The organism is Bradyrhizobium sp. Ai1a-2, assembly GCF_000426245.1.
In the GTDB taxonomy this organism is placed as follows: domain Bacteria; phylum Pseudomonadota; class Alphaproteobacteria; order Rhizobiales; family Xanthobacteraceae; genus Bradyrhizobium.
Genome location: NZ_AUEZ01000032.1, coordinates 14,205 through 33,913, shown reverse-complemented (window position 1 = coordinate 33,913; position 19,709 = coordinate 14,205). Strand labels below are relative to the sequence as shown.

General features: G+C 64.9%; 16 protein-coding genes and 1 pseudogene. 13 read left to right on the top strand and 4 right to left on the bottom strand.

Annotated elements, in window-relative coordinates:
• Positions 1-146: 146 nt before the first annotated feature.
• Positions 147-728, bottom strand: a complete 582-nt coding sequence (locus tag K288_RS0120615) for a glycosyl transferase (protein WP_027581265.1) — start codon at positions 726-728, stop codon at positions 147-149.
• A gap of 163 nt (positions 729-891) precedes the next feature.
• Here K288_RS0120615 and K288_RS0120610 point away from each other — a divergent pair, with 163 nt between their 5' ends.
• The 3 genes from K288_RS0120610 (at position 892) to K288_RS0120600 (ending at position 4,574) form a co-directional block, all read left to right on the top strand.
• Entirely contained in the window at positions 892-2,055 is a 1,164-nt protein-coding gene (locus tag K288_RS0120610; RefSeq protein ID WP_027581264.1) for a PA0069 family radical SAM protein, read from the top strand.
• A 181-nt stretch (positions 2,056-2,236) separates the two neighbouring features.
• Positions 2,237-2,980 (top strand): ribonuclease HII, encoded by a 744-nt coding sequence (locus K288_RS0120605; RefSeq protein ID WP_027581263.1) that lies wholly within the window; start codon positions 2,237-2,239, stop codon positions 2,978-2,980.
• Between the two features lie 88 nt (positions 2,981-3,068).
• Entirely contained in the window at positions 3,069-4,574 is a 1,506-nt protein-coding gene (locus tag K288_RS0120600; protein WP_027581262.1) for a glycosyltransferase family 39 protein, read from the top strand.
• Positions 4,575-4,683: 109 nt separating this feature from the next.
• Here the strand turns inward: K288_RS0120600 and K288_RS0120595 are convergent, their stop codons facing one another.
• On the bottom strand, positions 4,684-5,517 hold the full coding sequence (locus K288_RS0120595; protein WP_027581261.1) for a uracil-DNA glycosylase: 834 nt from the start codon (positions 5,515-5,517) through the stop codon (positions 4,684-4,686).
• A 143-nt stretch (positions 5,518-5,660) separates the two neighbouring features.
• Between K288_RS0120595 and K288_RS0120590 the strand changes: the two genes are divergently transcribed.
• The 3 genes from K288_RS0120590 to K288_RS0120580 all read left to right on the top strand — a co-directional run bounded on the left by K288_RS0120590 (position 5,661) and on the right by K288_RS0120580 (position 10,331).
• Entirely contained in the window at positions 5,661-7,319 is a 1,659-nt protein-coding gene (locus K288_RS0120590; protein ID WP_027581260.1) for an electron transfer flavoprotein-ubiquinone oxidoreductase, read from the top strand.
• A 309-nt stretch (positions 7,320-7,628) separates the two neighbouring features.
• A complete protein-coding gene (locus tag K288_RS0120585; protein ID WP_027581259.1) occupies positions 7,629-9,413 on the top strand; it encodes a tetratricopeptide repeat protein in 1,785 nt (594 codons plus the stop codon).
• A gap of 30 nt (positions 9,414-9,443) precedes the next feature.
• On the top strand, positions 9,444-10,331 hold the full coding sequence (locus K288_RS0120580; protein WP_027581258.1) for a 4-(cytidine 5'-diphospho)-2-C-methyl-D-erythritol kinase: 888 nt from the start codon (positions 9,444-9,446) through the stop codon (positions 10,329-10,331).
• A 187-nt stretch (positions 10,332-10,518) separates the two neighbouring features.
• On the opposite strand, the gene K288_RS0120575 is transcribed toward K288_RS0120580, so the two are convergent.
• Positions 10,519-11,529 carry a polyprenyl synthetase family protein gene (locus K288_RS0120575; RefSeq protein WP_027581257.1) on the bottom strand — a complete coding sequence of 337 codons (1,011 nt, stop codon included), beginning with the start codon at positions 11,527-11,529 and terminating at the stop codon, positions 10,519-10,521.
• Positions 11,530-11,698: 169 nt separating this feature from the next.
• Between K288_RS0120575 and K288_RS0120570 the strand changes: the two genes are divergently transcribed.
• From K288_RS0120570 to K288_RS46090, 7 genes and pseudogenes are all read left to right on the top strand, one after another.
• Complete coding sequence (locus tag K288_RS0120570; RefSeq protein ID WP_027581256.1) at positions 11,699-11,926, top strand: DUF2007 domain-containing protein; 228 nt, start codon at positions 11,699-11,701, stop codon at positions 11,924-11,926.
• Positions 11,919-12,674 carry a methyltransferase gene (locus tag K288_RS0120565; protein WP_027581255.1) on the top strand — a complete coding sequence of 252 codons (756 nt, stop codon included), beginning with the start codon at positions 11,919-11,921 and terminating at the stop codon, positions 12,672-12,674. Before K288_RS0120570 ends, K288_RS0120565 begins: the two co-directional genes overlap by 8 nt.
• Positions 12,675-12,909: 235 nt before the next feature.
• Complete coding sequence (locus K288_RS0120555; protein WP_027581254.1) at positions 12,910-13,821, top strand: S49 family peptidase; 912 nt, start codon at positions 12,910-12,912, stop codon at positions 13,819-13,821.
• Between the two features lie 213 nt (positions 13,822-14,034).
• Positions 14,035-14,226: a hypothetical protein gene (locus tag K288_RS0120550; protein ID WP_027581253.1), complete on the top strand. Its 192-nt coding sequence runs from the start codon at positions 14,035-14,037 to the stop codon at positions 14,224-14,226.
• A 218-nt stretch (positions 14,227-14,444) separates the two neighbouring features.
• Positions 14,445-15,380 (top strand): glycine--tRNA ligase subunit alpha, encoded by a 936-nt coding sequence (locus K288_RS0120545; RefSeq protein WP_027581252.1) that lies wholly within the window; start codon positions 14,445-14,447, stop codon positions 15,378-15,380.
• Positions 15,380-17,548: a glycine--tRNA ligase subunit beta gene (glyS, locus tag K288_RS0120540; RefSeq protein WP_027581251.1), complete on the top strand. Its 2,169-nt coding sequence runs from the start codon at positions 15,380-15,382 to the stop codon at positions 17,546-17,548. Before K288_RS0120545 ends, glyS begins: the two co-directional genes overlap by 1 nt.
• A gap of 227 nt (positions 17,549-17,775) precedes the next feature.
• Positions 17,776-18,867, top strand: a pseudogene (locus K288_RS46090) (hypothetical protein).
• 434 nt (positions 18,868-19,301) lie between these two features.
• Here the strand turns inward: K288_RS46090 and K288_RS0120530 are convergent.
• Positions 19,302-19,664 (bottom strand): DUF1236 domain-containing protein, encoded by a 363-nt coding sequence (locus tag K288_RS0120530; RefSeq protein ID WP_027581250.1) that lies wholly within the window; start codon positions 19,662-19,664, stop codon positions 19,302-19,304.
• Between the last annotated feature and the right edge of the window lie 45 nt (positions 19,665-19,709).

Below are 19,709 nucleotides of genomic sequence, written 5' to 3'. Positions count from 1 at the left end.
TTGACCTTGGCAAGTATCTGATGAGGCTGGTAGCCCGGGTGGAGCGCAGCGTAACCCGGGGTCCCTGCACCCGCATTGGGGGCGGTCCCGGGTTACCCTGCGCTCCACCCGGGCTACGGCACGTCCTGCGGGGAGAAGAAAGAGTCCTACGCCACCATGATCCGGCTGCGCAGCATGGTGCGGGAGGAGCGGCCGAGCTGGCGCAAGAGCCGCGCCTCGGAACGGCGGGCGTCGGGCCGGTAGCCGCCGAGCTGCTCATAGTGATCGCGCGCGATCAGGAGGCCCTGTTCGGCGGTCGGGCCGGTCAGCATGCGGGCGACGAACTTGAAGCTGTCGCGCAGGCGGGTATCGGCGTAGGGCGAACGGGCATAGCGGAAGATGCCGGCACGCGGCCGGCCGCTCAGGGCGACAAGCTGGATGAACTGGGTGGTCTCGTCGATCCAGCCGTTGTCCAGCACGGCGCCGGCATGCAGGAACATCAGCCAGGGCGAGCGGGCCTGACGGGCGCCGGCCGCCAGCGCCGCGGCGCGGGTGCCGTCGAACGCCATGAAACGGCAGCCGGCGACATCGGCGACACGCTCGATCACGCCGGACTTGGCGCCGTCCTTGGCGCGATCGACCAGCAGCACCTCTTTCACGATGCCGGCAGCGGCGCCCGGAACCAGCGCGGCAAGGGTCGCGACGGCAGTCCGCTCGTCGCCCTCGGTCGGAATGATCACGCTCAGCATCAATAGAGGCTTCGTTGGCTCAAAAATGGTGAAAAGCTCGGAAACCGTTATCACCTTGTCACAATCAAAACAGCCGTAGTGGTGCAGTTTTTTGCGGCAGCGCCGTTGTGGAATTTCGCGAATGTGTTCTTGATTTGTTCTAGGGGCATGCTAGCTTCAGAGCATGAGCCGAGCATCCTCTCATGCCCTCAAGCACCCGCCGGTGACGGCGCCCTCCACACCGGCGGGTGCACCCTCCGCGTTTCCCGAACTCGCGGTCGCGATCGAGCGCGAACGGCGGCGCGGCCGCGGCGCGCAATCCAATGCCAGCGGCCGCTATGAGGCCGAGGCGCGCGTCACCTTCGACGACGGCTGGCAGAGCCTGGAAGACCTGCCGCCGTTCAAGACCACCGTCGCGCTCGACACCTCACGCAAGGTGATCGCGCGCAACGATTCACCTGACATCGGCTTCGACCGCTCGATCAATCCGTACCGAGGCTGCGAACATGGCTGCGTCTACTGCTTTGCGCGGCCGACGCATGCCTATCTCGGCCTGTCGCCGGGACTGGATTTCGAATCGAAACTTCTGGCAAAGCCCGATGCGCCGGCGCTGCTGGAGAAGGAGCTGGCGGCGCCCGGCTATGAGCCACGCATGATCGCGATCGGCACCAACACCGATCCGTACCAGCCGATCGAGCGCGAATACAAGATCATGCGCGGCATCCTCGAAGTGCTGGAGCGTGCCGGCCATCCGGTCGGCATCGTCACCAAGTCGGCGCTGGTGGCGCGCGACATCGACATCCTGCAGCGGATGGCGCGGCGCAACCTGGTCAAGGTCGCGCTGTCGGTGACGACGCTCGACGCCCAATTGGCGCGCACCATGGAGCCGCGCGCCTCGACACCGCCGAAGCGGCTGGAGACGATCAAGCGGCTTTCGGATGCCGGCATCCCCACCACCGTGATGGTCGCCCCCGTGATCCCCGCGCTGAACGATTCCGAGATCGAGCGTATCCTCGATGCGGCGGCGCATGCCGGCGCCAAGGAAGCGAGCTACGTGCTGCTGCGGTTGCCGCTGGAAGTGCGCGACCTGTTCCGGGAATGGCTGCTCGCAAACTATCCCGACCGCTACCGCCACGTCTTCACCCTGATCCGCGACATGCGCGGCGGGCGCGATTACGACTCGCAGTGGGGGACGCGGATGAAGGGCACCGGGCCGATGGCCTGGATGATCGGCCGCCGCTTCGAGATCGCCTGCGAAAAGCTCGGCCTGAACAAGCGCCGCTCGAAGCTGACGACCGACCATTTCATCAAGCCGAAGCAAAGCGGCGAGCAACTGAGCCTGTTTTAAGGCGCGTCGTTGCGTCCCTCTCCGTCATTGCGAGGAGCGTAGCGACGAAGCAATCCATGCCTCCGCAAGCGGAGAGGTGGATTGCTTCGCTGCGCCCGCAATGACGGGGGAATGCTGAATAATGGGGACGGGCGCCGGGTTCCCGGTTGCGTGGTGGCGGCTGCTTCAGCACAGTCGCGCCATGAGTCGGGACAAGTCCGAGAAGAAAAAGCCGGTCAAACCTGCAAAGGGCGTGATCGCAGTGACGCCGCCGAGCTTTCGGCGTGAGCGCGCGCTGATCAAGCGCGGGGTGTGGCCAATTGCCGGCTGCGACGAGGCTGGGCGTGGCCCGCTGGCAGGCCCGGTGGTGGCCGCGGCCGTGGTGCTCGACCCCAAGCGGATCCCGAAAGGCATCGATGATTCGAAGCGGCTGACGCCGGAACGGCGCGAAGAGCTGTTCGAGCAGATCTGCGCGACATCGGCGTTCGCTGTGGCCTTCGCGCCCCCCGCGCGAATCGATCGCGACAATATTCTGCGCGCCTCGCTCTGGGCGTTGGCGCGCGCCGTAGAGGCGCTGCCCGAGGCGCCCAGGCATGTCTTTGTCGACGGCCGCGACAAGGTCGCCGTGACCTGCGATTGCGAAGCCGTGATCGGCGGCGACGGGATCGTGATGTCGATCGCGGCCGCCTCCATCATCGCCAAGGTGACGCGCGACCGGCTGATGCGCGCGCTGGCGCTGGATTGCCCGGGCTACGGCTTCGAGCAGCACAAGGGCTATGCGGTGCCGGAACATCTGGAGGCGCTGGATCGCTTGGGGCCGAGCGCACATCACCGCAGCTTCTTTGCGCCCGTGATCGCCGCCCGGCAGAAGCATTTTCCGGAAACAATCGAGCCAGATCTCTTCACGGTGGACCCGACCATCGAGGCCGAGGCCACCGCCGCCTAGCCCGGTTGCGTCCATCTGATACGCCCTTTATCAAGTTTGCGGATCAAACGAGGCCGCACACAGGGCTGGTTCTGGGCATTTTGGGCACATGCGTTTCACCTCCCTGGTCATCGAACTGATCCGTGCCCGGCCACGGCTCGTGGTCTGGATCGTGGTGCTGGCGCAGGCGGCGCTGTGGCTGCTTGTGCCGCTTCTGATCTATCGCAGCCCGCCCGGCGACGTCGCGACCGTGCTGGCGTTCGGCCGGGAATATCAGGTCGGCACCGATCTCGGGCCGCCGCTTGCGTTCTGGCTCGCCGACATCGCATTCCGCGCCGTCGGCAATCACGTCTTCGGCATCTATCTGTTGGCGCAGATTTGCGCGGTCGCGACCTTCGTGAGCCTTTATCACCTTGGCCGCGCCATCGTCGGCGGACAGCAGGCGGTGCTCGCGGTGCTGCTGACGATGACGGTCACCGCCTTCTCTTCGCCCGGCCTCGAGTTCGGCCCGCTGGTGCTGGCGCGCCCGCTCTGGGCGCTGTTGCTGCTGCATTCCTGGCAATTGTTCGGCGAGAACCGTCGCAGTGCCTGGTTTGCCTGGTCGATCGATTGCGGCCTCTTGCTGCTGACGACGCCGGTGGCGATCGGGATGATCCTGTTGGTCGTGGTCTTTGCGCTCGCGACCGCGCGCGGACGCCGCACGCTGGCGTCGCTTGATCCGCTGTTCGCGCTGCTGGTGGTGGTCGTGCTGGCGCTGCCTTATTTGATCTGGCTGATGCGGTCGGACGTTCTGACGCTGCCGCCGCTGCCTGATGTCGCGGATTTGCGCGCGCGGGTGACGCGTTCGGGCGTTCTGCTCGGCGGCTTGGTGGTGTCGATGGCCGGCATCGCGCTGCTCCTCGTCGTCAATTCTCCCTGGTTCGCCCGCAAGCCGGAGGAGGCGCCGATCATCGACCGGCCGTCGCTCGATCCCCTGGGACGGCAGTTCGTCTATTTCTTCGCCTTCGCGCCAGCGCTGATTGGCAGCCTGCTCGCCGGCCTGTTCCGCCTCGACCACGTGGTCGGCGGCGCAGGCGTCGCGCTGATGCTGTCGGGACTGGCCGTGATGGTCAACGCCGGCGATTACATCCACCTCTACCGCCAGCGGTACTTGCGCTCGGCCTGGGCGGCGGCGATTGCAGCGCCAGCCGTCGCGGTGGTCGCGGCGACGCTGCTCGTGCCCTGGACCGACACCGCCGAAGTGCGGACCTCGATGCCGGCGGCCTCGATCGGGCATTTCTTCGCCGACAGTTTTGAGCGGCGGACCAACCAGCGGCTGCGCGCGGTGGCCGGCGATCCCGAGCTGGCGCGCCTGATCGCGATGGACCGGCAGCGCCCGCATCTGTTGCTCGACGGAACGCCGCGAACGCCCTGGCTCTCGCCGGCGAAGTTCAATGAGACCGGCGGGCTGATCGTCTGGCGCGCGTCCGACACCTCGGGCATGCCGCCGCCCGAGCTCGCGCAACGTTTCCCCGGCCTGGTGCCGGAAGTGCCGCGATCGTTCGAATGGCTGGTCAACGGCCGGCAGCCACTGCTCAGGATCGGCTGGGCCATCGTGCGGCCGAAGGGGCCGTAGGCCTGCTCCTCGCCGTCAGCGCGTAGGGTCGGCAAAGCGCAGCGTGCCTACCATTCCGAGCACGCCGCTTGATGGTGGGCACGCTGCGCTTTGCCCACCCTACGGCCTCTCAGGATGAGGGGGAGCTCTGCTGCCCCAGCGCCTTGGCGATGGCGCGGAGGTCCTGCCACGACATCCGCTTGTAGGAGGGCGAGCGCAGGAGATAGGCGGGGTGGAAGGTGGCGATGGCGCGGATCACGCGGCTGCCGGTGTCGTAGTCGAACCATTTCCCGCGGGTGCGCATGATGCCCTCGCGCGTGCCGATCAGCGCCTGCGTCGAGGGATTTCCGAGCGTGACCAGCACGTCGGGATTCACGAGCTCGATCTGGCGCTGGATGAAGGGCAGGCACACCTGCGTCTCCTGCGGCGTCGGCGTGCGGTTGCCGGGCGGCCGCCACGGGATCACGTTAGCGATGTAGGCCTTGCTGCGGTCGAGCCCGATCGCCGCGATCATGCGGTCCAGCAGCTTGCCGGAGCGGCCGACGAAGGGCAGCCCCTCGATATCCTCGTCACGCCCCGGCGCTTCGCCGACAAACATCACCCGCGCCGCTGGATTGCCGTCGGCGAACACAAGCTTGGTCGCGGTATGCTTCAACGCGCAGCCGTCGAAATTCGCAAGCAGCGTCCGCAGCGCGTCCAGCGTCGGTGCGGTCCGCGCCGCCTCGCGCGCGGACGCAACCGCCGCATCCGGCGCGATGGTGATTTCGCTGCGCGGAACTGCCGGCGCTGCAAGCGGCATCTCGCGCTGCGCACGCGGCGGCGCCACCTCGCGCGGCGGTGCAGCGGGAACAGGCTCGGCCTCCGCAAGCCGGTTGACCGGCTCGTCGTCAAGCGCGCAATCGACCCCGGCCTCGAGGTAAAAGGCCAGCAATTGCTTCAAGGTAGGGGCGGGCTCAGGCGTCATGGTGGGATACAAGTCCTCCACCCGCAATTTAGGATGCAACGCGCCGTCGCGAAATGCATTTCAGTGGTTGTCCTCGCGACAAAAATCGGAAACAACGCAGCCTAACGAATTAGAAGCGTTCTCAACCGGGCTGAGAAGAGACCATGAGCACCGAAGAACTACCGCCCCGCGAATCCATGGAATTCGACGTCGTGATCGTCGGCGCCGGACCGTCGGGCCTCTCGGCTGCGATCCGGCTGAAACAGCTCAATCCCGATCTCAGCATCGTCGTGGTGGAGAAGGGTTCCGAAGTCGGCGCGCATATCCTGTCCGGCGCGGTGATCGACCCGGTGTCGCTCGACAAATTGATTCCGGACTGGCGCGAGGATGCCGACTGCCCGCTGAAGACCCAAGTCAAGGACGACCGCTTCTACTGGATGACGGCGGCCGGCGCGATCCGGCTTCCGAACTTCGTGATGCCGCCGCTGATGAACAATCATCACTGCTACATCGGCTCGCTCGGCAATGTCTGCCGCTGGCTGGCGCCGAAGGCGGAAGCACTGGGCGTCGAGATCTATCCGGGCTTTGCTGCTGCCGAAGTGCTCTATGACGACAACGGCAATGTGCGCGGCATCGCCACCGGCGACATGGGTATCGCCAAGGATGGCTCGCACAAGGATTCCTACACCCGCGGCATGGAGCTCGTCGGCAAATACACGCTGTTCGCCGAAGGCGCGCGCGGCAGCCTGTCGAAGCAGCTGATAGCGAAGTACCAGCTCGATGCGAAGAGCGAGGCGCCGAAATTCGGCATCGGGTTGAAAGAGGTGTGGGAGATCGATCCCGCCAAGCACCAGAAGGGCCTGATCCAGCATTCCTTCGGCTGGCCGCTCAACAATTCCACCGGCGGCGGCTCGTTCCTCTATCACTACGACGACAACCGTGTCGCCGTCGGCTTCGTCGTGCATCTCAATTACGACGATCCGTATCTCTCGCCGTTCGACGAATTCCAGCGTTTCAAGACGCACCCTTCCGTCCGTGGCGTGCTCGAAGGCGGCAAGCGGCTCGCCTATGGCGCGCGTGCGATCACCGAGGGCGGCTACCAGTCGGTGCCGCGGCTGACGTTCCCGGGCGGCGCGCTGATCGGCTGCGCGGCCGGCTTCGTCAACGTGCCGCGCATCAAGGGCGTGCATAACGCGATGGGCAGCGGCATGCTCGCCGCCGAGCATGTGGCGGCGGCGATCGCCGCCGGCCGCGCCAATGACGAACTCGTGGACTATGAAAACGCCTGGCGCGATTCCGCCGTCGGCAAGGACCTGCATCGTGTCAGGAACGTCAAGCCGCTGTGGTCGAAATTCGGCACCGTGATCGGCGTTGCGCTCGGCGGCTTCGACATGTGGTGCAACACGCTCGGCTTCTCGCTGTTCGGTACCCAGTCTCACGCCAAGTCGGACCGCAAGACGCTGGACCCGGCGAAACAGCACACGCCGATCGCCTATCCGAAGCCGGACGGCAAGATCTCGTTCGACAAGCTGTCGTCGGTGTTTCTCTCCAACACCAACCATGAGGAGGACCAGCCGGTTCATCTCAAGGTCGCGGACATGAACCTGCAGAAGACGTCGGAGCACGACGTCTATGCCGGCCCGTCCAACCGCTATTGCCCGGCCGGCGTCTATGAATGGGTTGAGGAAGCCTCCGGCCCGCGTTTCCAGATCAACGCGCAGAACTGCGTCCACTGCAAAACCTGCGACGTGAAGGACCCGAACGGTAACATCACCTGGGTTCCGCCGGAGGGCGGCGGCGGCCCCAACTACGAGGCGATGTGACCGCGGCGATGCAAGCAGCGAGATAGGAGGGCCGGGGCGACCACGATTGCGTGAGTGGAGGTCCCGTTAATCCGGCAGGCCCCGTCACGATACCGCCACACTGAAGGCGTTTCCGGTATTTGTGGTCAAATCGGCGGCTTCGAGGGTTAATCTGCTAATTGATTCGCCACCCGTGTCCTTGCGATTGGAGGCCAAAAACGGCATTGTCGCTGGCCGGGATGCCGCCGCTTGGGTTCGCATTCGACACTGATCCTGAGAGATCGCCGCCGTAAATCCCGCCCTAAATCCTTTGGAGCAAGGCGAACCGTGATGCTTTCTACACGCTTTAACCGCTGGACGATTGCTGCTCTCAGCCTGGCCGTGCTCGCCGCACCTGGCGCGCTCTATGCGCAGACGCCGGATCATCCCGCCGACAACGCGGCGCAGTTTCCGACCAAGAACGACCTGAAATCGCTGACCACGGCCGGCAGCTATCTTGCCGCCCGCCACGCCAGCGTCGAGCGCGACGCCGCGTCCGCTGCGGCATTTTACCGCTCGGCGCTCCGCACCGACCCGAAGAACAACGAACTGCTCGACCGCGCCTTCATCTCCTCGCTGGCGGAAGGCGACATCGACGAGGCCGTCAAGCTCGCCGACCGCATCCTTGCGCAGGACAAGTCGAACCGCGTCGCGCGGCTCGTCGTCGGCGTACGCGACCTCAAGATGAAGAAATACGCGGCCGCGCAGCTCAACGTCAACCAGTCGATCCGCGGACCGATCACCGACCTGGTCGCGACGCTGCTGTCAGCCTGGGCGAGCTATGGCGCGGGCGACGGCAAGGTGGCGGTCGCCAACATCGACAAGCTCACCGGTCCGGAATGGTATCCGCTGTTCAAGGATCTCCACGCCGGCATGATCCTGGAGCTGTCCGGCAAGGAGAAGGACGCGGGCACCCGCTTCGAGCGCGCCTACAAGCTCGACGATTCCATGTTGCGGATCGTGGACGAATATGCGCGCTGGTCGTCGCGCAACAAGGATGCGGCCGCCGCGACTTCCCTCTACGAAGCCTTCGACAAGAAGTTGCCGCGCCACCCGCTGGTGCAGGAGGGCATCCGCGAGACCAAGGCCGGCAAGAAACTGCCGCCGCTGGTCGACTCGGCGCAAGCCGGTGCGGCCGAAGCGCTCTACGGCATCGGCGCGACGCTGACGCGCCGCGGCGGCGAGGATCTGGCGCTGGTCTATCTGCAGCTTGCGCTGTACCTGCAGCCCAACCATCCGCTCGCGCTGCTCTCGCTCGCCGACCTCTATGAGAGCGTCAAGAAGCCGCAGATGGCGATCAAGATCTATGAGCGCGTGCCGGCCTCATCGCCGCTGAAGCGCAACGCGCAGATCCAGCTCGCGACCGATCTCGATGCCGCCGACCGCAGCGACGAGGCGATCAAGATTCTCAAGGAAGTCGCCGCCGAATCGCCGAAGGACATCGAGGCCATCATGGCGCTCGGCAATATCGAGCGGGGCCGCAAGAAATTCGCCGATTGCGCCGGCACCTATACGCAGGCGCTCGACGCGATGCCGACGGCCGGCGACAAGAACGCCTGGGTCACCTACTACTACCGCGGCATCTGCGAGGAGCGTTCCAAGCAGTGGACGAAGGCCGAAGCCGACATGCGCAAGGCGCTGGAGATGCAGCCCGAGCAGCCGCATGTGCTGAACTATCTCGGCTACTCCTGGATCGATCAGGGCATGAATCTCGACGAAGGCATGAAGATGATCAAGCGTGCCGTCGAGCAGCGCCCTGACGACGGCTACATCGTGGATTCGCTCGGCTGGGCCTATTACCGCATCGGCAATTACGACGAGGCGGTGAAGCAGCTCGAGCGCGCGATCGACCTCAAGCCGGAAGATCCGACCATCAACGACCATCTCGGCGACGCCTATTGGCGGGTCGGCCGCACGCTGGAAGCCAAATTCCAGTGGGCGCATGCGCGCGACCTCAAGCCGGAGGCCGAGGAACTGCCGAAGATCGAGGCCAAGATCGAGAACGGTCTGCCGGAGGACGCTTCCAATAACGCCGCCGCCGTCGAGAAGAAGAAAGAAGACGGCAAGGGCGGCTAAGCCGAAGAGAGTGTGGGGGGCAGTTCGTCGATGCCGGCGCTGATTGAAGACGCGCGTGCCAAAGTCAACCTGACCCTGCGGGTGATCGGGCGGCGCGTCGATGGCTATCACGACCTTGAAAGCGTGGTGGCGTTCGCCGATTGCGCCGATCGCCTGACGCTGACACCGGGCGAAGAGCTCACGCTCACGACCTCAGGGCCGATGGCGGAGGCCTGCGGCGAGACCGCTGACAATCTCGTGCTGAAGGCTGCGCGCCTGCTAGGCGAGCGCGTCCCCGGCCTGAAGGTCGGCAGCTTTGCGCTGGATAAAGTGTTGCCGGTGGCCGCCGGGATCGGCGGCGGTTCGGCGGATGCCGCGGCGGCGCTGCGGCTGCTCGCGCGACTGAACGATCTCGCCCTCGACGACGAGCGTCTGCGCGACGTCGCGCTGCAAACCGGCGCCGACGTGCCGGTCTGTCTCGCCTCGCACGCCTGCGACATGACCGGAGTCGGCGAGACGCTGATGCCGTTGAACCTGCCGAAGATGCCGTGCGTGATGGTCAATCCGCGGATCCCCGTCGCCACCAAGGACGTGTTCGCGGAGCTGGGCCTGCGTCCCGGCGACCTCCTGGTCGGCGCCACCGACGTGATGCTGCAGGCGCCGGGCTGGCCGGAGCAGGGCGGCTCGCTGGACGAGTGGGTTGAGGCCCTTGCCGCCAGCTCGAACGATCTGGAAGCGCCGGCGGTGCGCATCCAGCCCGTGATCGGCACGGTGATCGCAGCGCTCAACGCGACCGATGGCGCCTGGCTCGCGCGGATGTCCGGCTCCGGCGCCACATGTTTTGCGATCTACGAGAACACAGCCGACGCCCAGCGCGCGGCTGAGAAGCTGCGCCGCGAACACCCCATTTGGTGGGTGCATTCAGGCGTGTTGAGCTAGCTCTGCCGTCATTGCGAGGAGCGATAGCGACGAAGCAATCCTTCTCTCCTCGGGTGGTGAGATGGATTGCTTCGCTTCGCCCACCCTACGATTCCAGCTTCGTAGGATGGTTCGAGCGAAGCGAAACCCATCGGTACTTGCGGCACGATGATGAGTTTCGCTGCGCTCTACCCATCCTACGCGTCCCTCAATGCGAGCGCGCCAGGCAGAAGGCGACGACCTGCTCCAGGGCGGTCTTCATCGGCGAGGCCGGAAACAGCGCCAACGCGTCGACGGCCATGGCGCCGTAGTGGTGGGCGCGGGTCAGCGTGTCCTCCAGCGCGCGGTGCTTGGTCATTAATCCGATGGCGTGGTCGAGATCGCCGCCGTGGATTTCACCCTGCTCCAGCGCGCGGACCCAGAACTCGCGTTCGCTGTCATTGCCGCGGCGGAAGGCCAGCACCACCGGCAGCGTGATCTTGCCCTCGCGGAAATCGTCGCCGACGTTCTTGCCGAGCTTGGCGGACTTGCCGCCATAGTCGAGCACGTCGTCGACAAGCTGGAAGGCGATGCCGAGATTCATGCCGACCGAGCGGCAGGCGGTCTGCTCCGCCTTCGGCCTGTTGGCGATGACCGGGCCGACCTCGCAGGCGGCCGCGAACAATTCAGCGGTCTTGCCGCGGATCACGGCCAGATATTCGTCCTCGGTGGTCGCGGTGTTCTTCGCGGCGGCAAGCTGCATCACCTCGCCCTCAGCGATGGTGGCTGCGGCTGCGGAGAGGATGTCGAGCGCGCGCAGCGAGCCGACTTCGACCATCATGCGGAAGGCCTGGCCGAGCAGGAAGTCGCCGACCAGGACGCTCGCCTCGTTGCCCCAGAGCATCCGTGCCGACAATTTGCCGCGCCGGAGCTCGCTTTCGTCGACCACGTCGTCATGCAGCAGCGTCGCGGTATGCATGAACTCGACGGCCGCCGCGAGCTTGATATGGCCGTCGCTGGAATAGCCTGAGAGCTGGGCCATCGCCAAGGTCAGCATCGGCCGCAGGCGTTTTCCCCCGGAGGAGATCAGGTGGTTGGCGACCTCCGGGATCATCGTGACCTCGGAGCCGGTCCGCGCCAGGATGGTCGCGTTGACGCGTTCCATGTCGGCGGCGACCAGGGCGACCAGCGGGTCTATCGAAGCGTTCGACGGGTTTTCAAAGGGGACAATAACCGCCACGCTGGTCTCCAAATTTGCCGAATTCACACTATCCTAGGGCGTGATCCGGCAAGCCGATCACGCATCTCAGGATTACAATAGAAACTGCGCGCCGGGGCGGCAAGGGTATCAAGCTGTTGACATCTGTCGCATGGTCTGCGCTGGGCATGAAAACATGGAGAACGAACACTTGCGGGAATTGGTCCGAACCAATGACATGGTGCTGGTGTCCGCGATCACAGCATTGCTCGACAGCGCCAATATCCATCATCTGGTGCTGGACCAGAACATGAGCGTCATCGAGGGTTCGCTCGGCATCCTGCCGCGGCGTATCCTGGTCCACGAGGACGACAACCGCGCGGCGCGCGAGTTGCTCGTCGATGCGGGTTTCGCGCATGAATTGCGCGCCGATGAGTGAAGACTTCACCGAGGACGCCTTTCTCGGCGGTCGATTGTTGCTGCGACAACTCAAGTCCGGCCACCGCGCCGGACATGATGCCATGCTGCTCGCCGCCGCGACGCGCGCGCGTCGGGGAGATCGGGTGGCCGATCTGGGCGCAGGCGTCGGCGCCGCCGGCCTTGCGCTGGCCAAACGCGTTGCCGGCATCGACCTGGTGCTGGTCGAGATCGACGCGCGGCTCGCGGCACTTGCCGAGGCGAACGCCGCCGCCAATGCGATTGCCGCCGACGTGATCGTGCTCGATGTCGAATCATCAGCAGAGGCCTTTGCCGCCGCCGGTCTGCCGCCTGACAGCGTCGATGTCGTGCTGATGAATCCGCCGTTCAATGATTCCAAACGCCACCGCGCTTCGCCGGACCGGGCGCGCGAGGTCGCGCATATCGCGTCGGCCACGACCTTGCAGAGCTGGCTCCATGCCGCGCGGCGCATCCTGAAATCCGGGGGAGAACTGACGCTGATCTGGCGCGCCGACGGTATTGCCGAGGTGCTGGCCGCACTCGATCGCGGCTTCGGCAGCCTCGAGATCCTGCCTGTTCACGCCGATGTGACCGCGGTGGCGGGCCGCATCCTGTTTCGCGCGGTCAAAGGCGGGCGCGCGCCGACGCGGCTCCATGCCGCGCTGGTGCTCAACGACGAGTCTGGTGTGCCAAATAAGGAGGTTCAGGAGAGCTTGATGGGGAAGGGGATATTGCCGCTTGCCGGCTGAGGATGCCGGACCGTCGAGGTGCCTTTTACCGCTACGGGAGCGTGTCCGACTGCCGTTCGGGTGCTGCGGTAAAGTGAACCGCCGCGAGCAGGGTACCGATCAGCAAAATCAGCAGATAGATTTTCATCTTGCTCTCCGCTGTGCGATTTGCAGCTAGAACACCGCGATGCAAGGGGCGTTCCACCAACTGGATGACAGTGGCGGGATAAAAAACGGTTAATTCGAGGTAACGGGAATGAGTGAACAAAGAATTGATCGCCCCGGATTGCCGGGCCTTCTCGAGAGGCTCGAAGGCTGGCTTCCGGCACGGCTGCGGCGCGGATTGGCCGTGGTGCCGGTGGTGCGACTGTCGGGCGTGATCGGCGCGGTGACGCCGCTGCGGCCCGGCATGACGCTCGCCGGCGTCGCGAAGACGCTCGAACGCGCGTTCGCGATCCGCAACGCCAAGGCAGTGGCGCTGGTGATCAATTCGCCCGGCGGCTCGCCGGTGCAGTCGCGCCAGATCTATCTGCGGATCCGGCAGCTCGCAGCCGAAAAGAAGCTGCCGGTCCTGGTGTTTGTCGAGGACGTCGCGGCCTCCGGCGGCTACATGATCGCCTGTGCGGGCGACGAGATCTTCTGCGATCCGTCCTCCATCCTCGGTTCGATCGGGGTCGTCGGCGGCAGCTTCGGTTTCCAGGAACTGATCCGCAAGATCGGCGTCGAGCGGCGGCTCTATACCGCCGGCGAGCACAAGGCGATGCTCGATCCGTTCCTGCCCGAGAAGCCCGAAGAGGTGGCGCGGCTGAAGACGATCCAGCGCGAGATCCACGACATCTTCATCGCGCTGGTCAAGCAGAGCCGCGGCGCCCGGCTGAAAGGCGCCGACGATGTGCTCTTCACCGGCGAATACTGGGCCGGCGAAAGCTCTATTGCGCTCGGCCTCGCGGACGGGATCGGCGACCTCCGCTCGACGCTCCGCGCCCGCTACGGCGAAAAGGTGCTGACGCCGGTGATCGCGCCCGCAAGCGGGCTGTTGTCGGGGCTTCTGGGACGGCGGTCGCCCGGGGCAGGTTCGCTGGCGGCGCTGGACCAGCTCGGAGGACTGCCGGACGATTTGATCTCGGCGCTGGAAACGCGCGCGATCTGGGCCAAATTCGGGTTCTAGAGCGTCGGTTCTGATCGAAATCGGACCCGACGCTCCAGATTCTTGTTTTGACGCGTTTTCTTCACGCGAACCGGTGTCCACTTCGCTCGAAAACGCTTTGAAGCTGCCGCCGTTTGCCGCATCCGATACCAAAAGGTTGATTGCGGACCGGCCCAGCTTAAGCGAAAATACCAGCTATTGGGGGCCCGACAGGTGAACGACAAGGATCGACCGATGCCACCGCTGATCGCTTTTGCGGGTGTTTTGGGAGGACTCGCCGTGGTCCGCTGGGCTTATCGCACGGCCGTACGGATCAACGAGGAACTGGAAGAGGCGCGGCGCGCCCGCGTGGCCGAGGCTGTCAGCCGAAACGAGATTCCGACACTTCGCCGCGACCCCGTCACCGGCGCCTACCGGCCGGGCTAGGCTCAGATGCTCGTCATGCCCGGGCTTGTCCCGGGCATCCACGCCCTTCGTTCCTGCTGGTGCCAAAGACGTGGATGGCCGGTACGAGCCCGGCCATGACGGAGCACACGGGATGCGTCTTTCGCGCAATCGGCAGGTGCGTTCGCCTTGATTCCCCGTCTTCCCGCCGATACGGTCCGCGCGCTTTCAAACCCCTCATCGCGAGACCGATGCCGACGATGGATTCCCTGCCTGCCCATATGCGCCCGGAACGTTCGTTCCAGGGACTGATCCTGACGCTGCAGCGCTACTGGGCGGATTACGGCTGCGTGATCCTGCAGCCCTATGACATGGAGGTCGGCGCCGGCACCTTCCATCCCGCCACGACCTTGCGCGCGCTGGGGCCGAAGCGCTGGAACGCGGCCTATGTGCAGCCCTCGCGCAGGCCGAAGGACGGCCGCTATGGCGAGAACCCCAACCGTCTCCAGCATTATTACCAGTTCCAGGTGATCCTGAAGCCGTCGCCATCAGACATCCAGGAGCTCTATCTGAAATCGCTGGCCGCGATCGGCGTCGATTCGGCGCTGCACGACATCCGCTTTGTCGAGGACGACTGGGAGAGCCCGACGCTTGGGGCCTGGGGCCTGGGCTGGGAATGCTGGTGCGACGGCATGGAAGTGTCGCAGTTCACCTATTTCCAGCAGGTCGCGGGTGTCGAATGCGCGCCGGTGGCGGGCGAGCTCACTTACGGGCTCGAGCGGCTGGCGATGTATGTGCAGGGCGTCGACCGCGTCTACGACCTCAATTTCAACGGCCGCGAAGGCGACGAGAAAGTCACCTATGGCGACGTGTTCCTGCAGGCCGAGCAGGAATATTCGCGGCACAATTTCGAGATTGCCGATACTGCGATGCTGTTCGAGCAGTTCAGGATGGCCGAGGAAGCCTGCAAGAAATATCTCGCGGCCGGCTGGCGCAACGGCGGCAACCAGCGGGAGCACCTGATGGCGCTGCCCGCCTATGACCAGTGCATCAAGGCAAGCCACGTGTTCAACCTCCTCGACGCGCGCGGCGTGATCTCGGTGACGGAGCGGCAGAGCTACATCCTGCGGGTGCGCGAATTGGCGAAGGCCTGCGGCGAAGCCTGGGTGCACACCGAAGCCGGCAGGGCCGCCTGATGCCTGATCTTCTGCTCGAACTGTTTTCCGAGGAAATCCCCGCGCGCATGCAGGCGAAGGCGGCGGACGATCTGCGCCGCATGGTGACCGACAAGCTCGTCGCCGAGGGGTTGGTCTACGAAGGCGCCCGCGCGTTCGCGACGCCGCGGCGGCTCGCGCTTTCCGTGCACGGCATCCCGGCGCGGCAGCCTGATCTGAAGGAAGAGCGCCGCGGCCCCCGCGTCGGCGGGCCTGAGCCCGCGATCCAGGGCTTTCTGAAAGCCACGGGCCTAGCCTCGATCGACGAAGCAAAAATCCAGCCCGACAAGAAGGGCAATTTCTATATCGCGCTGATCGAGAAGCCGGGCCGGCCCGCGCTCGACGTGCTCGCAGAAATCCTGCCTGTCATCGTCAGAACCTTCCCCTGGCCGAAATCGATGCGCTGGGGCGAACGTTCGGCAAGGCCCGGCGCGCTGACCTGGGTGCGTCCGCTGCATGCGATCACGGCAACTTTCGGCCCCGAGACCGAGGAGCCGGATGTGGTGAATTTCTCGGTCGACGGCATCGAGGCGGGGCAGACGACATTCGGCCATCGCTTCATGGCGCCAGCTGCGATCTCCGTGCGCCATTTTGACGACTACGAGGCCAAGCTGAAAGCGGCCAAGGTCGTGCTCGACCCGCAGACGCGCAAGGACATGATCCTGGCGGATGCAAAGACGCTGGCGCAGGCGCAGAATCTTGAACTGGTCGAAGATCAGGGGCTGCTGGATGAGGTCACAGGCCTCGTCGAATGGCCGGTCGCGCTGATGGGCTCGTTCGACAAGGAATTCCTGTCGATCCCGGGCGAGGTGATCCGCGCCACCATCCGCAACAACCAGAAATGCTTCGTGGTCAGCGATCCCAGCACGGTCAAGCTGACCAACAAGTTCATCCTCACCGCCAACATCGAGGCTACAGACGGCGGCAAGGCCATCGTCGCCGGCAACGAGCGGGTGATTCGCGCGCGGCTCTCCGATGCGAAGTTCTTCTACGAGACGGATCTGAAGACGAAGCTCGAGGACCGGCTGCCGAAGTTCGACCAGATCGTGTTCCACGAGAAGCTGGGCACGCAGGGCGAGCGCATCAAGCGGATCGAGCGATTGGCCGCGGAGATCGCGCCGCTGGTCGGGGCCGACGTCGAGAAGACGAAACGCGCCGCGCATCTGGCGAAGGCGGATCTGCTGACGGAAGTCGTCGGCGAATTCCCGGAGCTGCAAGGGCTGATGGGGAAATATTACGCGCTGGCGCAAGGCGAGGACGCGTCGGTCGCTGCGGCGAGCGAGGATCACTACAAGCCGCAGGGGCCGGCAGATCGTGTGCCGACTGATCCGGTGAGCGTGGCGGTCGCGCTGGCGGACAAGATCGATACGCTGGTTGGATTCTGGGCGGCGGATGAGAAGCCGACGGGGAGCAAGGACCCGTATGCGCTGAGGCGCGCGGCGCTTGGTGTGATCAGGCTGATTGTCGAGAATAGTATTCGCTCAAATCTCGTAGCTATCTTTGATTGGCAAAACGACTTGATACTGCAGTCTATTGCAGTGACTCGGCGTAACGCGGGCGCCGGTACCTTCTTTATAGGAAAAGGGCTTGAGGCTTGGAACGACACAAGAGTCGAGCAGAGATGTATTGATCTTCTGTCCTTCTTCGCCGATCGCCTGAAGGTCCAACTTCGCGAGCAGGGCGCGCGGCACGATCTCGTCGACGCTGTGTTCTCGCTCGGTGGACAGGATGATCTCTTGCTCGTCGTCCGCCGCGTCGAGGCGCTTGGCAACTTCCTCGACACTGAGGACGGCAAGAACCTGCTTGCGGGCACCAAGCGCGCGGGCAACATCCTTGCGATCGAGGAGAAGAGGGACAAGCGCACGTTCGATGGCGCGCCCGATCCGTCGCTCTATCGGCAGGACGAAGAGAAGGCGCTGGCGAAGGCGATCGATCAGGTCAAGCGCGAGGCAAGTCGCGCGGTCGCGGCCGAGGACTTTGGCGGCGCGATGAGCGTGATGGCGACGCTGCGGCCGGCGGTCGATGCGTTCTTCGACAAGGTCAAGGTCAATGACGACGACCCTGATGTGCGCGAGAACCGGCTGAAGCTGTTGAACGAGATCCGCGCGGCGACGCGCGCGGTCGCGGATTTCTCCAAGATCCAGGATTGAGTTTGACGCCGTCATTCCGGGGCGCGCGAAGCGCGAGCCCGGATCGGGCGGCAGAGCACGCCGAGAAATGCATTCCGGGTTCGTCCTGCGGACGCCCCGGAATGACGGCGTGGGGGCGGCGGAAATATTCCGCAACATTTACGGCTCATTAACCACGTCCTGCGAAGGTCGCGACGGGTGAACGGTTTCTTAAGAAATCGCCCGCGCGCAAATGCAGGAATTTCCCGATGACCTCCATCGGCACGGCGCTCAATCCTTACGCCCAATATGGTTCGGCCTATGCGCGGACGGCGGCGACGCCGTCGTTGGCATCGACATTGTCCAACGACAGCGCAAGCAATGATCCGCTCGCGTCCAACAGCGCAACCAACCTGACCTTGTCGGAGGCGGCCCGCGCGCAACTGGCAAAAGGATCGCTGCCCGACTTTACGACGGTCACGAACGACGCGCGCACGACGCTCGACCGGCTCTATACGGTGGCCGGCGTGAAAGGACCGCTGGTCGACGGCAAGACGGCGATAGACCTGTCGAGCCTGGACCGCCGTTCACTGTTTGCGATCTCGACCAATAATGGCGGCAAGTTCAGCCCCGACGAGCAGGCGGTGGCAGCGCGCGAGTTGAAGCAGCGTTTCGATGCGGCGCTGGCGCCGTCGCTGGCAACCACGCGCCTGACCGGCGACTACAATGTCAGCTACAAGGCGGCGCTGGATTATCTCGACGGCGCGAGTCCGGAAGAGAAGGCGACGGCCACCTAGGCCGCCCAGCGCGCCGCAGTGTTCAAGGGTTATCAGGCGACGCAGCAAGATCCGACGGAGGCGCCAACGGGGATTGCCGGCGATCCGATCGCAGCCGCGCTCGCCGGCACGGCCACGCCCACGCCGAGCCAAAGCCGCGACTTCGGCGACATCGCCAGCGACGTGCGCGCGTTCCTTGACCGCCAGAAGAGCGAGGCGGCGAGCAACGGCAAGGAGCTGGTCTATGATCCCGGGCGCAAGACCGGGCAATTGGCCGATCTGTCCCCGCTCGACAACCGCTCGCTGTCGGCGATCGCGCTGAACCAGGACAATCGCTTCTCCGGCGAGGAGGTCTATGCGGCCAAGCAGGAATTGAGTGCGCGGACGCGCGCTTCCGTGCTCGACGCGCTGAAGCAGAGCCAATCGACCGGCGATCCGCGCCAGCTCAGCCTCGGCATCCTGAACGCCTATTCTTCGATGAGCTCCGAGGAGCGGCAGGCTGCGAACTGGACGCCCGCATTCCAGGATGCCGCGATCAAGAACTACAAGTCGACATCGACGCTGCTTTCGATGCTGCGATCGTAATCGAGGCTCAGGCGTCCCCCGATCGAGATTCTACGATGTGCAATTGCACATCGTAGTTCGGTCCTGCGGACCACCCCGGAATGACAAGTATTACGCATGCACAAAGCAGAGCCCCGCCTGGAGGGGAAGGCCAGGCGGGGCTCTTGGGTCCGGTCGCTGTCGCGCACATCCGCTTGCGCGGCGCCCGGACTGTCGCTCAGGTCCAAAGTTAGCTCATCAGCATGATGCGCTTTGGTTGAATCGGCCCGTCCGCGTGTTCACCTCTCCCGCTTGCGGGAGAGGTCGGCGCTTAAGCGCCGGGTGAGGGCTCTCTCTCCCCGCGGTCGGACAGCGTGAATCGCGGAGAAACCCCCACCCCAGCCCTCCCCCGCAAGCGGGAGAGGGAGCCCAGCCGCGATCGCGGATGCAATTCGATCCGATCTCATCATGATGCTCTAGTCGATCACCTGAACGATGCGACGCGAGCGCGGCTCGACCAGCACGGTCTCGCCGTTCACGACGGTGTAGCGGAACGGGGTTGCGCCGAAGCGCTGCGGCACGTCGTAATAGGTCACGCCGACGTCCGGCAGCACGGTGCCGACCGTCACGCGCTCGGAAATCCTGTAGTCCGGTACGCGTTCGCGGACGATATATTCACGGAACGCCGGCCGCTGATCGACCGTGATCCCGCCACCTTCTTCGACCACAACGGTGTTGCCGCCGACAACGCCGGTCGTGACCGTGCTTTGCGCTTGCGCCGCGACCGGTGCACTGATTGCGCACGCCAACGCTGCAACGGCAAAGAATCGGTTTCGCATGGCTCACTCCTTCGCGACGATTTTTTTGCTTTAAGGCGGGTCTCC